12 protein-coding genes are annotated in these 13,612 nt (G+C 70.9%); 8 read left to right on the plus strand and 4 right to left on the minus strand.

Translation table 11 applies throughout. From position 1 onward, the window contains the following. Positions 1-35: 35 nt before the first annotated feature. A complete protein-coding gene (locus tag ACE3TA_RS19825) occupies positions 36-659 on the minus strand; it encodes an exopolysaccharide biosynthesis protein (RefSeq protein ID WP_374576065.1) in 624 nt (207 codons plus the stop codon). 136 nt (positions 660-795) lie between these two features. Between ACE3TA_RS19825 and ACE3TA_RS19830 the strand changes: the two genes are divergently transcribed. Continuing rightward, a complete protein-coding gene (locus ACE3TA_RS19830; protein WP_374576066.1) occupies positions 796-1,956 on the plus strand; it encodes an MFS transporter in 1,161 nt (386 codons plus the stop codon). On the opposite strand, the gene ACE3TA_RS19835 is transcribed toward ACE3TA_RS19830, so the two are convergent. Beyond that, positions 1,922-2,563: a hypothetical protein gene (locus tag ACE3TA_RS19835; RefSeq protein ID WP_374576067.1), complete on the minus strand. Its 642-nt coding sequence runs from the start codon at positions 2,561-2,563 to the stop codon at positions 1,922-1,924. The genes ACE3TA_RS19830 and ACE3TA_RS19835 overlap by 35 nt on opposite strands. A gap of 110 nt (positions 2,564-2,673) precedes the next feature. Between ACE3TA_RS19835 and ACE3TA_RS19840 the strand changes: the two genes are divergently transcribed. Then, a complete protein-coding gene (locus ACE3TA_RS19840) occupies positions 2,674-3,690 on the plus strand; it encodes an NAD(P)-dependent alcohol dehydrogenase (protein WP_374576068.1) in 1,017 nt (338 codons plus the stop codon). A 236-nt stretch (positions 3,691-3,926) separates the two neighbouring features. Beyond that, on the plus strand, positions 3,927-4,391 hold the full coding sequence (locus tag ACE3TA_RS19845; RefSeq protein ID WP_374576069.1) for a hypothetical protein: 465 nt from the start codon (positions 3,927-3,929) through the stop codon (positions 4,389-4,391). A gap of 12 nt (positions 4,392-4,403) precedes the next feature. Here the strand turns inward: ACE3TA_RS19845 and cysN are convergent, their stop codons facing one another. Continuing rightward, a complete protein-coding gene (gene cysN, locus ACE3TA_RS19850) occupies positions 4,404-6,308 on the minus strand; it encodes a sulfate adenylyltransferase subunit CysN (protein ID WP_374576070.1) in 1,905 nt (634 codons plus the stop codon). Further along, positions 6,308-7,267, minus strand: a complete 960-nt coding sequence (cysD, locus tag ACE3TA_RS19855; protein WP_374576071.1) for a sulfate adenylyltransferase subunit CysD — start codon at positions 7,265-7,267, stop codon at positions 6,308-6,310. The genes cysN and cysD overlap by 1 nt, the downstream gene beginning before the upstream one ends. Before the next feature lie 251 nt (positions 7,268-7,518). Here cysD and ACE3TA_RS19860 point away from each other — a divergent pair, with 251 nt between their 5' ends. The 5 genes from ACE3TA_RS19860 (at position 7,519) to ACE3TA_RS19880 (ending at position 13,455) form a co-directional block, all read left to right on the plus strand. After that, complete coding sequence (locus ACE3TA_RS19860; protein ID WP_374576072.1) at positions 7,519-9,030, plus strand: AlkA N-terminal domain-containing protein; 1,512 nt, start codon at positions 7,519-7,521, stop codon at positions 9,028-9,030. Further along, the gene (locus ACE3TA_RS19865) at positions 9,011-9,538 is read left to right on the plus strand and encodes a methylated-DNA--[protein]-cysteine S-methyltransferase (protein ID WP_374576073.1); all 528 of its coding nucleotides are present in this window, start codon (positions 9,011-9,013) and stop codon (positions 9,536-9,538) included. Before ACE3TA_RS19860 ends, ACE3TA_RS19865 begins: the two co-directional genes overlap by 20 nt. A 72-nt stretch (positions 9,539-9,610) precedes the next feature. Continuing rightward, positions 9,611-10,237, plus strand: a complete 627-nt coding sequence (locus ACE3TA_RS19870; protein ID WP_374576074.1) for a beta/gamma crystallin-related protein — start codon at positions 9,611-9,613, stop codon at positions 10,235-10,237. A gap of 122 nt (positions 10,238-10,359) precedes the next feature. Further along, a complete protein-coding gene (locus ACE3TA_RS19875; RefSeq protein WP_374576075.1) occupies positions 10,360-10,560 on the plus strand; it encodes a hypothetical protein in 201 nt (66 codons plus the stop codon). A 180-nt stretch (positions 10,561-10,740) separates the two neighbouring features. Beyond that, entirely contained in the window at positions 10,741-13,455 is a 2,715-nt protein-coding gene (locus tag ACE3TA_RS19880) for a polar localization protein TipN (protein ID WP_374576076.1), read from the plus strand. The last annotated feature ends 157 nt before the right edge of the window (positions 13,456-13,612 follow it).

Genomic DNA, 13,612 nt, shown 5'->3' on the forward strand with positions numbered 1-13,612 from the left:
CCTTATCCCGCGCGGGCCTCGCGGCAACCGCCGACCTAGAAGATGTGAGCCAGGGTGACGAAGAAGACGATCACCGCGGCGATGATCGCCTTGGAGAGGACGGCCAGCACCAGCACGCTGAGGATGGTGGCGATCCAGCCGACGATGGCCGCCACGCCGTCGCGCTCGGCCGCGCCGATGGCGAAGGCGGCGATGGCGAAGGAGGGCAGCATGTTGCCGAAGGGGATCGGCAGGAAGACGATGATCGACAAGAGGAAGCAGACCGCGCCCAGGAGCCGGTCGCCGACGCGGTTGTACATGAAGGTCAGGCGCGGGCGCATGCGCCGTTCGAGGCGCTCCAGATAGGGCGTCATTTTGGTGGTGACCGCGCGAAAGTCGCTCATGCTCATGGTGCGCTCGAGCAGGAACTTGGGCAGCCACAGGGTGCGCCGCCCCAGCATCCACTGGGCGGTGATGAACATCAGGGGCGCGCCAAGGATCGCCGAAGCCCCGGGCGGCATGGGCAGGGCCAGGGGCGCGGCGAACACGAACATGAGCGCGCCGAACGCGCGGTGGCCGAAGGCGTCGAGGACGTCGGCGACCGAGACCTTGCGCGTCTTCCGCGCGCTGATCTGGTCGAAGATCTGCGAAACGCTGGCGGCCTGGGACTTGTGAGCCATCAGGGCTCCGCCGCTAGCACGACCGGCGCTTCAGGCGAAGGGCGATCGGTGAAAAAGCGTCGCAGAGAGGTCCATTGCCGGCCGCCGGGAGCGCGCGCACGCTCATCTCGGCGAATCGCCCCTCTCGCGGACCCACATGCAGCTGCCCCTTCGCCTCGGCCTCGTCTACGCCGCTTTGTTCGTGGGCTCGGGCGCCAGTTCGCCCTACATGCCTGTCTGGTTCGCCTCCCAGCACCTGAACGGGGCGCAGATCGGGCTGATCCTCTCCGCGCCGATGCTGGCTCGGGCGGTCACCGCGCCGGGCATCGCCATGTGGGCGGACAGCTTCAAGCTGCGGCGCACGCCGCTGATGCTGCTGGGGGCCGGTTCGGCGGTCGGTTACGCGCTGCTGGCCGTTCCGTTCGGCTTCTGGTGGTGGTTCGGCGTCTGGTTCTTCGCCTCGTCGCTGATCTCGACCATGTCGCCGCTGATCGACGTGGTGGCGCTGCGCCGCGCCCGGCTGGAGGGCTTCAACTACGGCTGGCCGCGCGGGATCGGCTCGGCGGCGTTCATCGTCGCCAACGTCGGGGCCGGGGCGCTGGTGGTGCGCTTCTCGCCGCAGCTTGTGCTGCTCTGGACGGTGATCGCGGCCGGCCTGGCGGGGGCCTGCGCGCAGATCTTCCTGCCGCCCGATCCGGTGCGCGAGACCAGCGAGGCCGGGCGGTTCTCGGAGCGCATGGCCGGGCTCGGCGGGCTCCTGAAGGACGGCGGCTTCCTGCTAGCCGTGTTCTCCATCGGCCTGATCCAGTCGGCGCACGCCTTCTACTACGGCTTCTCGGCGCTGGTCTGGAAGCAGCAGGGCATTCCCGAGGTGCTGACCGGCGTGCTCTGGGGCGTGGGGGTGGTCGTGGAGATCATCTTCATGTGGTTCATGGAGCCGTGGCGGCGGACGGTCGGACCGCGACGGCTGCTTGTGCTGGGCGGGGCCGCGGCGGTGGTGCGCTGGACGGCCTTGGCGTTCGCCCCGCCGCTCTGGGCGCTGGTTCCGTTGCAGACGCTGCACACCCTGTCGTTCTCGGCGACCTTCCTGGCCTCGCTGCAGATCGTCGAGCGCCTGTCGACGCCGGACAACGCCTCGGCGGCCCAGTCGATCAACTCGGCCCTGTCCGGCGGGCTGCTGAGCGGGGCGGCGGTGATCGCCTCCGGCTGGCTCTACGACCACGGCGGCGCGAAGGGCTATCTCTTGATGTCGGCGATGGCCGCGGCCGGCCTGATCGGCGCGCTCAGGCTGTACGGCGTCGCGCGGCTGGATCCGTAGCGGCGGCGAGGTCGGCGGCGAAGGCGCCGGCGCAGGCGGCGACGGCGGCCTCGATGTCGGAGAGGGCGAAGGCCGCGCCCGGCTCGCATTCCCGCGCCTGAGGCACGTGCAGGAAGCCCGCAGCCGGAGCCGCCGCCTCCAGAAGCAGCCTGAAGAGCATGAAGTTGCAGAGGTATTCGCCGGCGTGATCGGAGGCGCGGGCCGGCAGGCCGGCGGCCTGAAGCGCCTCGAGCATGGCGGCCCAAGGCGCGGTGACCGCAAGCGTCGCCGGGGCGTCGGCGCTGATGGTGGCCGCGGGCCAAAGCTCGCCCAGATGGTCGGGACGGCCGGGGGCGGCGAGATTGCGGCCGAGGGTCTCGACGCGGAAGCCGTCGGCCTCGACGGCGACGCCCACCACCAGCACGCCGTCGTAGGCGGCCGCGAGGCGGCGTTCGTGGACCGCCTCGACCGCGCCGCGCCAGGCGACGGGCACGGTGAGGAAATCGACATCGGCCGCGGCGGGCGCCCAGCCGCTTCGCGCCAGCGCCTCCACCGCCTCGCCGGCGGGGTTGCGCGGCGCGGCCGGGAAGGCGCCGAAGCCGCAGACGAGAAGGCGGGGCCGGGACATCGGAAAACTATAGCCGGGCCTGAGAAGAAATCGACGACTGCTTCCGCGGCGACAGCCTTGCGAGCCCATCCGGCCGGGCGATGATGGGCGAAAACGCAAGGGAGGACGCGATGCGCGCGCTGCAAGTCACCGAGCCCTGGGGGCTGGACCGCCTGGACGTGGTGGAGGTCGAGGCGCCGAGCCCGGCGCATGGCCAGGTGCTGGTGCGGATGCGAGCCCTGTCGCTGAACTACCGCGACCTGCTGATGGTCAACGGAATGTACAGCCGCGGCTCGGCGATGCACGGCGCGATCACCCCGTTTTCCGACGGCTGCGGGATCGTCGAGGCGGTGGGGCCGGGCGTGACGCGGGTGAAGCCCGGCGACCGGGTCGCCACCCTGTTCTTCCAGAACTGGAATTCCGGGCCGGCGCGGCTGGAGAACCTGAGCTCCTCGCTCGGCCACCCGATCCCAGGTGCTGGGCGGGAACTGGCCACCTTCAGCCAGGACGGCGTCTCCAAGGTTCCCGACTTCCTGAGCGACCACGAGGTGGCGACCCTGCCGTGCGCGGCGCTGACCGCGTGGCGGGGGCTGTTCGAGGACGCGCGGCTGGAGCCGGGCGACACGGTGGTGCTGCAGGGCACGGGGGGCGTGTCGATCTTTGGCCTGCAGTTCGCCAAGGCCGCCGGCTATCGCACCGTGATCACCTCGTCGTCCGACGAAAAGCTGAAACGCGCCAAGGCGTTGGGCGCGGATCATCTGGTGAACTACAAGGCCCAGCCCGACTGGGCCGCCGCCGTGCGCGAGGCGACGGGCGGCGTGGGCGCGGACTTCATCATGGAGGTCGGAGGCGCGGGCACGATCCAGCAGAGCCTGCGCGCCGTGCGCATCGGCGGGCACATCGCGATCATCGGCGTGGTGGCCGGCGCCGCCGAGGGCTTCAACCCTGCCGTGCTGATCGGCAACAACGCCAAGCTACAGGGCCTGTCCGTCGGCTCGCGCGCCATGTTCGAGGCCATGTGCCGGGCGATGGAGCTGCACCGAATCCACCCGGTGGTCGACAAGGTGTTCCCCTGGACCGAAGCGCGCGCGGCCTTCCGGGCGATGCAGGCCGGCGAACACTTCGGCAAGATCGTGCTGGAGTTCTGAGCGGCCCATCGCGCCCGCCACAGGGCGAATAGTTCCCTATTTGTTCTTCACAAGTCAAGGTTGCCATGAGAGAGTGGCGGCTGGGATTGGGGCGTCCAAGCGTCCGCGCGCGGGCATGGTTCGCGCGGGGCGTCTTGTACGGCGGTGGGACTCCAGAAGCTCATCAAGTCTCACACGGAGAACGAAATGGCGAGAATGCCGTCGATGGCGGGCGCATGGATGAAGTGGAGGCTCCAATGAAGACGTCGCAAGTCGACTTCGCCTTTCCCGTGATCGGCTTCACGACCGATGAGGACATCTGGGGCTGGCCCGACCTGGATCGGCTCACGAAGTGCGGGTCGCTTACGCTCAAGGACCGCATGCAGGACGGCATGGAGATCATCGCTTCCGACGGTCGCCGTTGGCGTGTTCTGTCGGTGACTCGGACCGGTCGGGCGGAGCCCCTATTGTCGCTCCGCAGGCTTCTCGGCGCGCCGCCTCAATCGCGAATTGAGCACGAGTTGGAAGCGCTCGAGCCGGTGACCCTCAAGGAGGTTCAAGCGCGGGCTCGGGCGTCGATCAAGGCGCATCCCGACTTCTGGAGCGAGGGCGAGGAAGGCCGTGAAGCCGAACTTCGCAACCGGCTCGCCGACGTCGATCGCGTGACGGCGATCGGAAGCCTCGTCGACACGCTCGGTCTGGACACCTTCGAAAGCTACTAGCGCGGCCGGGGCTCAGATCGAGTAGTCGATCGCGCCCTCCAGCCATTCGACGATCCGCTCGGCGGCTTCGGTGGGGGAGTGCTTCAGGGTGTCGACGTGGATCTCGGGATTCTCCGGCGCCTCGTAGGGGGAATCGATGCCGGTGAAGTTCTTCAACTGCCCCGCGCGCGCCTTCCTGTAGAGGCCCTTGACGTCGCGGGCCTCGGCGACCTCCAGCGGGGTGTCGACGAAGACCTCGACGAAATCGCCCTCGGCCATCAGCTCGCGCGCCATGCGCCGCTCGGCGCGGAACGGTGAGATGAAGGAGACGAGCACGATCAGTCCGGCGTCGGCCATCAGCTTGGCGACCTCGGCGACGCGGCGGATGTTCTCCACCCGGTCCTCGTCGGTGAAGCCGAGGTCCTTGTTCAGGCCGTGGCGCACGTTGTCGCCGTCGAGCAGGTAGGTGTGGCGGCCGTCGGCGTAGAGCCGCTTGTCGACCAGGTTGGCGATGGTCGACTTGCCCGAGCCGGACAGGCCGGTCAGCCACACGACCCGGCCGCGATGGCCCTTCAGCGCGGCGCGGGCGGCGCGGTCGACGTCCAGCGCCTGCCAGTGGATGTTCTGCGAGCGGCGCAGGGCGAAGTGCAGCATGCCCGCGCCGACCGTGCGGTTGGTCATCCGGTCGATCAGGATGAAGCCGCCCAGGTCCTTGTTCTCGGCGTAGGGATCGAAGGCGATCGGCGCGTCGAGCGACAGGTTGCAGACGCCGATCTCGTTGAGCTCCAGGCGCTTGGCGGCCAGGTGCTCGAGCGTGTTCACATTGACCTTGTACTTGGGCTCGGTGACGGCCGCGCCGGTGGTGCGCGCGCCGATCTTGATCAGATACGGGCGGCCCGGAAGCATGGCTTCCTCGTCCATCCAGACGATGGTCGCCTCGAACTGGTCGGCGACCTCCGGCGGGGAGGCGGCGGCGGCGACGACGTCGCCGCGGGAGATGTCGATCTCGTCGGCGAGGGTGATCGTCACCGACTGGCCGGCGACGGCTTCGGCGAGGTCGCCGCCCATGGTGACGATGCGCGCGACGGTGCTTTCGCGGCCGGAAGGCAGGGCCTTGATCCGGTCGCCGGGCTTGACGGTTCCCGAGGCGATCAGGCCGGAGAAGCCGCGGAAGTCGAGGTTCGGCCGGTTGACCCACTGGACCGGCATGCGGAAGGGCTTGCCGCGTTCGAGATCCTCGACCTCGATGTCCTCCAGGTGGGGCAGGAGGGCGGGGCCTTCGTACCAGGGCGCGGCGTCGCTGCGCGCGGTGATGTTGTCGCCCTTCAGCGCCGACATCGGAATGGCGGTGAAATCGGTCAGGCCGATCTGGCCGGCGAAGTCGCGGTACTCCTGAAGGATCGTGTCGAACACCTCCTTCGACCACTCCACCAGGTCCATCTTGTTGATCGCCAGGACCACGTGGCGGATGCCGAGCAGGCTGACGAGATAGGAGTGGCGGCGGGTCTGGGTGAGCACGCCCTTGCGTGCGTCGATCAGGATCACGGCCGCGTCGGCGGTGGAGGCGCCGGTGACCATGTTGCGCGTGTACTGTTCGTGGCCGGGGGTGTCGGCGACGATGAACTTGCGCTTGTCGGTGGAGAAGAAGCGGTAGGCGACGTCGATGGTGATGCCCTGCTCGCGCTCGGCGGCCAGGCCGTCGACGAGGAGGGCGAAGTCGATATCGCCGCCCTGGGTGCCGACCTTCTTGGAATCGGCTTCGAGGGCCGCGAGTTGGTCCTCGAAGATCATCTTGGAATCATAGAGGAGCCGGCCGATCAGGGTCGACTTGCCGTCGTCCACCGAGCCGCAGGTGAGGAAGCGCAGCAGCGACTTGTGCTGGTGGGCCTCCAGGTAGGCCTCGATGTCCTCGGCGATGAGGGCGCTCTGGTGGGCCATCAGAAGTAGCCCTCCTGCTTCTTCTTCTCCATGGAGGCGGCCTGGTCGTGGTCGATCACGCGGCCCTGGCGCTCGCTCGTCGTGGTGAGCAGCATCTCCTGGATGATCTCGGGAAGCGTGGCGGCGGCGGACTCCACCGCGCCGGTCAGCGGATAGCAGCCGAGGGTGCGGAAGCGCACCGACTTCATCTGCGGCGTCTCGCCGGGCTTCAGCGGGAAGCGCTCGTCGTCGACCATGATCAGCGCGCCGTCGCGCTCGACCACCGGCCGTTCGGCCGAGAAGTAGAGCGGCACGATCGGGATGCTCTCCAGGTGGATGTATTGCCAGATGTCCAGCTCGGTCCAGTTGGAGATCGGGAACACGCGGATCGACTCGCCCTTGTTCTTGCGGGCGTTGTAGAGCCGCCAGAGTTCGGGACGCTGGTTCTTGGGATCCCAGCGGTGCTGGGCCGAGCGGAACGAGAAGATGCGCTCCTTGGCGCGGGACTTCTCCTCGTCGCGGCGGGCGCCGCCGAAGGCCGCGTCGAAGCCGTACTTGTCGAGCGCCTGCTTCAGGCCCTCGGTCTTCCACATGTCGGTGTGCAGGGCCGAGCCGTGGTCGAACGGATTGATCCCCCGCTCCAGCGCCTCGGGGTTCTGATGGACGATCAGCTCGAAGCCGAGCTCCTTGGCCATGCGCTCGCGCATCTCGTACATGGCCTTGAACTTCCACGTCGTGTCGACGTGCAGCAGCGGGAACGGCGGGCGCGACGGATAGAAGGCCTTGGCCGCCAGATGCAGCATCACGGCCGAGTCCTTGCCGATCGAATAGAGCATCACCGGGCGCTCAGCCTCGGCGACGACCTCGCGCATGATGTGGATCGACTCCGCCTCCAGTCGCTGGAGGTGGGTCAGACGCTCGGGCGTGATCGAAGGTGATGCGGCCATGGACCTCAGGTCTGGCGCGGCGACGGCGCTCATTCGGGCAACCTTGTACTAAAGAAACAAAGGCGCGCGCCATATTGTGATCGGCGTGCGTTGCGGCCCCTTGATCTCGATCTAGGGGAGGCGGGTTCTTACGGCAATGGGCGGTTTCTTGCGCTCTGCGTTAGAAATTCTCCCGTCGACATAAGCGTCGGGGCTTGGCGATCCGGCCTGCAAGCGGCGGGCCGGACCACGAGAATGTCCGAAAACCGCGAGACTTGGACCCCGGGCGGGGTCATGCTTCGCGCATGGATATGGACCACGAGGCCTGCTACCGCGCCGTCGTCACGCGCGATCCGCGGTTCGACGGCAAGATCTTCGGCGGGGTGAAGACCACCGGGATCTATTGCCGGCCGATCTGCCCGGCGCGCACGCCCAAGCGCGAGAACATGGTCTTCTACCCGTCCGCAGCGGCGGCCCAGGAGGCGGGCTTTCGGCCATGCCTGAGGTGTCGGCCGGAGACCTCGCCGGACCTCGGCTCGTGGCGCGGCACGTCGAACACGGTGTCGCGGGCGCTGGGCCTGATCGAGGCCGGGGCGCTGGACGAGGGCGACGTGGAGAGCCTGGCCGACCGGCTGGGGCTGGGCGAGCGGCAGCTTCGGCGGCTGTTTCGCCAGCACCTGGGCGCCTCGCCGATCGCGGTGGCCCAGACCCGGCGCGTGCTCCTGGCCAAGCAGCTTATTCACGAGACCTCGCTGCCGATGGCGGAGGTGGCGCTGGCCGCCGGCTACGGCAGCGTTCGGCGGTTCAACGAGACCTTCCAGCAGCTCTTCGACCGTCCGCCGGCGGCGCTTCGCCGCGCCGGGGCGCGGGAAAGCGCGGCGGGCGCGGGCGGCGCCGTGAGCCTGAAGCTCAGCTACCGCGCGCCCTACGACTGGGAGGGCATAGCCGCGTTCCTGTCGATGCGGGCGATCCCGAGCGTGGAGACGGTGTCGCCAGGGCGCTACGCGCGCACGCTGAAGGTGGGGGGCGAACAGGGGCTGGTCGTCGTGGAGCCGGGCGAGGGCGACCACCTGAAGGCCACCTTGCGCTTCGCCAAGCTTTCGGCCCTGCCGGCGGTGATCGCGCGGGTGCGGCGGGTGTTCGACCTGACCGCCGAGCCGGAGACGATCGCCGCGCACCTGCGCGAGGACCCGGCGCTGGCGCCGCTGGTGGCGGCGCGGCCCGGCCTGCGCGCGCCAGGCGCCTGGGACGGGTTCGAACTGGCCGTGCGGGCGGTGCTCGGCCAGCAGATCACCGTGGCCGCGGCCACGACCCTGGCCGGACGGATGACCGCCGCGTTCGGCGAGCCGCTGTCGCCCGAGCTGGCGGGAGAGGCCGGGCTGACGCACCTGTTCCCGACGCCCGAGCGGCTGGCCGGCGCCGACATCGCCGCCCTGGGCATGCCCGCCTCGCGCGCCCGGACGCTGAGCGCGCTCGCCGAGGCGGCCGTGCGCGATCGGAACCTCTTCGCCCCGCGGGCCAGCCTGGACGAGGCTGTGGCGCGGCTGCGCGACCTGCCGGGGATCGGCGAGTGGACGGCGCAGTACATCGCCATGCGCGAGCTGCGCGAGCCGGACGCGTTCCCGCACGGCGACATTGGCCTCATGCGCGCCCTGGCCGACGAGGACGGGCGTCGGCCGAGCCCGGCGGAACTGCTGGCCCGGGCCGAGCGCTGGCGTCCCTGGAGGGCGTACGCGGCGCTGCATCTGTGGGCGGCCGACGCCGCGGCGCCGATGAAGCGCGTGAAGGGGAAGCGGGATGAACGGCAAGCGGCCTGAAACGCTGACGCTGGATCGGATGGCGACGCCGATCGGCGAGGCGGTGATCGCGACGGACGCCGAAGGCGTGCTCTGCGCCGTGGACTGGGAAGACTACTTCGAGGCGCGCATGCGCCGGCTGCTGGAACGCCACCACCGCGGCGCGAACATTTCCACCGGCCGCGCGCCGGCCGCCGTGCGCGCCGCCTTCGAGGCCTATTTCGCCGGGCGGATCGACGCCCTGGACGACCTGGCCTGGCGCACGAACGGCACGGCCTTCCAGCAGGCGGTGTGGGCGGCGCTCTGCGAGATCCCGGCAGGGGAGACCCGCAGCTATTCGGCGCTGGCGGCGCGCGTCGGCCGGCCTGCGGCGGTTCGGGCCGTGGGCCTGGCGAACGGCTCCAACCCGATCAGCCTGGTCGTGCCCTGCCACCGGGTGATCGGCGCGGACGGCTCGCTCACCGGCTACGGCGGCGGGCTGGAGCGCAAGCGCTGGCTGCTGGCGCACGAGGGCGCGGCGGCGTCCTGAAGCGCACGGGGCGGCTTTTCGCCGGCCGAGGCCGTGGGCTAAGGTCCAGCGAACGCCACTGGGAGGCTTCAGATGCCCAAACTTCGTCTCATTGCAGCGATCGCCGGCGCGGCCGGCTGCCTGGCGGCGTCCGCCAGCGCCCAGCAGTACGATCGCGACAGGGGGCCGATGGCGACCCTCTACGAGGGCTACAACTACCAGGGCCGCAGCGTGGACATCTATGGCGGCGAGTCGAATCTGGCGGGGATGCGCTTCAACGACAAGGCGCGCAGCGCCCGCTTCCGGGGCGATTGGCGCGTGTGCGAGGACGCCGGCTTCGGCGGGCGCTGCCAGCAGGTGCGCGGCGACGTGCCCGACCTCGGCCGGATCGGCATGGCCGAGCGAATCTCCTCGCTGCAGCCCGACACCGGATACGGCGGCGGCAGCGGCGGGGGCTACAATCCTGGCCGGCCTCCCGGCGGCGGCGGGCAGGCGCGCCCGACCGAAGGCTTCCGCTCGGTGTTCTTCCCCTATCCGACCTACAACGGGCGCGACATCGCCACCGGCAACAACGCCGCCGACGCCTTCTGCCGTTCGCAGGGCCTGGGGCAGGCGCTCTATCTGGACTCCAGCCAGCGCGCCGCCCAGGCCGTGGACGCCCAGGGGCGCTACGTGGCCAACACCAACGTGCTGCGCGACGTGCTGTGCCGCCGGTACTGATCCGCGGCGGCGTCCGCGGCGGAGGATGACCAAAAATTCACGTAGCGTCATGTTGCCGCAGCGCGAAGCTTGTCGGATAACGCCGCTCGACGGAATCGTATCGGAATTCGGGGAGAGGTCCGATGCAAACCTTGACCGAGATCGTGGCGGCCGTGGTGGTTCACTCCTCCGCGGCGGCGTTCTCGCATTTCGGCGTGCCCGTTGAAGCACATCAGGTCGAGCAGCCCGCTCCGGCCGCACGCACGGTCGCGCGCACCGCGCCGCAGCCGGCGACGCCGGTGGCCGACTGTCCGACCCCGCGCTCGAAGGTCGTGAAGACCTGAGGACACAGCCGCCGTGGAATCGGCGGCATCGTGTCCATCTCGGCGGCGAATTGGCGGAACTCGCTTTGCCTTAGGCGACTTCGTCGGTAATCCTTCGCTCAAGGCGCGAGTGCGGGGCGGCGCGCGTGGTCGCGTGCGTCTTCGACCGCAGAGTGGCAGCCCGCGCCAGGCGGATCGCGTATGAAGATCAAGAAGCGGCGGGCGCCGCTGGATTTCGGAGCCCTGGCCGGTGGGCCGTCGGTGGAGTTCGAGGAGGCCGAGCCGCTCGAAGCCGCGCCCGATTTCGACCTGGAGCCGATCGAGCCGCCAAGCAACGACGACGGCGTGAGCCAGCAGGCCGGTCCCGTCGCCGCGCCCGCGCCGGAAAGGGCCGCGCAGCCCGCGCCCGTCGCCGCCAGGGCGCCGGAGCCGCCGCAGAAGGCGCGCGAAGCCAAGCCCGTCGCCGCGCGCGCCGAGCCGCAGAAGCCGGCTCCCGCCCAGCCGCAGCCCGAAGCCAGGCCGGTGGAGGCGCCGAAGCCGCGCATGGACGCGCCGCGGGAAGCGCCCGCGCCCAGGCCTGAACCCGAGCTCGGACCCATGCGGCCAGCGGCGTCGAAAGCCAAGCCGAGGCGGCCCGCCGGCGCCGGAAAGGCGCCGGGGCGTCGCGAACGGCCGCCGTCGGCCGGGGCGATCTACGGATTTGCGGGGCTGGCGAGCCTGGGCTGGGTCGGCGCGCTGGCGGGCGCGGCCTGGACCTATCGCGCCGCCGCGCCCGGACTGACGGCCGACCCCATCGCCCTGGCGGCGCTGGCGGCGCTGGCGCTCGGCCCTGTCGCGCTGATCTGGATCGCCGCCTATCTCGCCCGGCAGGGCCGGCTGCTCGCGCTGGAAGCGATGCGGGCCAAGGCGCTGGCCGACGACATGGTCTCGCCGGCGGTGATCGCGGCGGGGCGCACGGGCGACCTAGTGCAGGCGATCCGCACCGAGATCGCCCAGGCCGGCCAGACCGCGAAGGAAGCGCGCGAGGCGCTGGCGGCGCTGCGCGAGGCGTTGGCGGCCGAAGCGGGCCGGCTGGCCGAGGCGACCAGCGCTTCGGCCCGCGCGGCGAACGGCTTGGCCGAGACGCTGGGCCGCGAGCGCGTCGGCATGTCGGAGACGGCGAAGGCGCTGGAGGCGCAATCGGCCTCGGTGGTCGAGGCGATCGGCCGCCAGTCGCGGGTGGTGGCCGAGGCCTCCGACTTGGCGGTGACGCAGCTTCGCGAATCCGAAGCCTCGCTGACGGCGCGGGCCGCGGATCTGACCGCGGCCGTTGGCCAGGCGGGCGACGCGGCGCGGGCGGCGAGCGAGGACCTGACGCGGCACATCGCGCGGCTGGAGACGGCCGGCGGCGGCGTGGCCGAACAGATCAGCGTGGTCGAAGCGGGCCTGGTGGAGCAGCGCGCCGCCCTGGTCACGGCCAGCCAGGCGCTGCGGGCCGACCAGGAGGTGTTCGCCGCCGAGGCGGAAAGCCAGACGGCGAAGCTTTCGGAATTCATCGCCCAGGCGCGCCAGTCGGCCTCGGAGATGGGCGATCGGGCGATCAAGGGCGCGGACGCCCTGCGCGGCCTGATCGCCGAGGCGGCCGACCAGTTCAGGGAGTTCGCCGAACAGGCCAAGATCGAGCGTGACGCCTTCGGCGCCTCCACCAAGGAGTCGCTTGAAGCCGTGGCCGCCGGCGCCGCCGAGGAACGGGTGAAGCTGGAGGCGCAGACCCGCGCGGCGATCGAGGCGCTGATCAAGGCCTCGGACGACACGCGCGCGGCGGCCGAGCGCCACGCCGAAGCCGCGCGCGCCCAGGTGGACCAGCTTTCCGAAGCCGCGTTCACCGCGGGCCAGAACGCCAACCAGGTGTTCGAGACCCGCCTGGCCGAGGCGCGGGACCTGATCGAGCGCTCCGCCCAGATGGTGGAGCAGGCGGGCGCGGCCACGGCCCGCAAGCTCGACGAAGGGGCGACCGCGGCGCGCGGGGCCCTGCAGGAACTGCAGCGGATGCTGGCGGAGATCGAGACGCGCGCGGCGCAGATGCCGGCCGCGGCGCGCCAGCAAGCCGAGGAAGTGCGCGCGGCGGTGATCCAGGGCATGGACGAGCTGATGGCGCACGCCAAGCGCACGGCCGAGGAGACCGAGGCGATCGACCTGGCCTTCCAGGAGCGCGTGCGCCGCAACTACGACATGCTGAGCGAGGCCGTGCGGCTGATGGGCACGGTGGCCAGCACCTCGTCGCCGGCGCCGCGGGAGCCCAAGGCCCAGCCGCCGCAGCCGGCGGCGCCTACCGAGCCGCTTGAGCTGGAGGCTCCCGTGGAGGCGCCGCAAGCCAAGAAGCCGGCGAGCAAGCCCCCGGCCGCCGACGCCGGGCCCCGGCCGCGGCTGAGGCTGACGCCGACGGCCACGGACCAGGAGTTCAGCAGCGTGTTCGAGGCCGCCGGCGGGCGCGGCGGCGACCAGAGCTCGGACGCCGAGGGCTGGACCTGGAAGGAGCTCCTGTCGTCGATCGACGAGGATCCGGGCGCGGTATCCGACGCGCGGGTGGAGGACACGCTGATCTCCGAGATCACCAGCATGGGCATCGATCCGGCGGCGCTCTTGCCCCGGGCCCGGGTGGAGGAGATCGTCGAGCTGCTGCAGTCGGACGACGGCGACGCCTGCCGGACCCTGGTGCGGCGGATGGCGCCGGCCGCGACGCGTCGCCTGGCCCGGCGGCTGTTCACGGACCCGGCGCTGAAGCAGCAGGTGCGCCGCTACCTGACGCGTCACCAGCGCCTGCTGGCCGATGCGGCCAAGCGGGACAAGGACGGCCTGGAGCTCAGCGCCCTGCTGGCGTCCGACGCCGGGCGGGCGTACCTGTTGCTGGACGCCGCGGCCGGCGACGCCGGCTGAGGCGGCCAGGGCCGTGCAATTGTTCCTTAACGGGGGCGGCGGCTATTCTGAACGGTACTGCGGAGGCGGGCTCGGGCCGGTCCTTGAGCCCGCGGCCTGAAAGAACGTCGCCGAGGGAGTTGGCGTGGGCAGGCTGACAGCGAGGCGCTGAAATGGG

This window comes from Phenylobacterium sp. (assembly GCF_041916435.1).
Classification (GTDB): domain Bacteria; phylum Pseudomonadota; class Alphaproteobacteria; order Caulobacterales; family Caulobacteraceae; genus Phenylobacterium.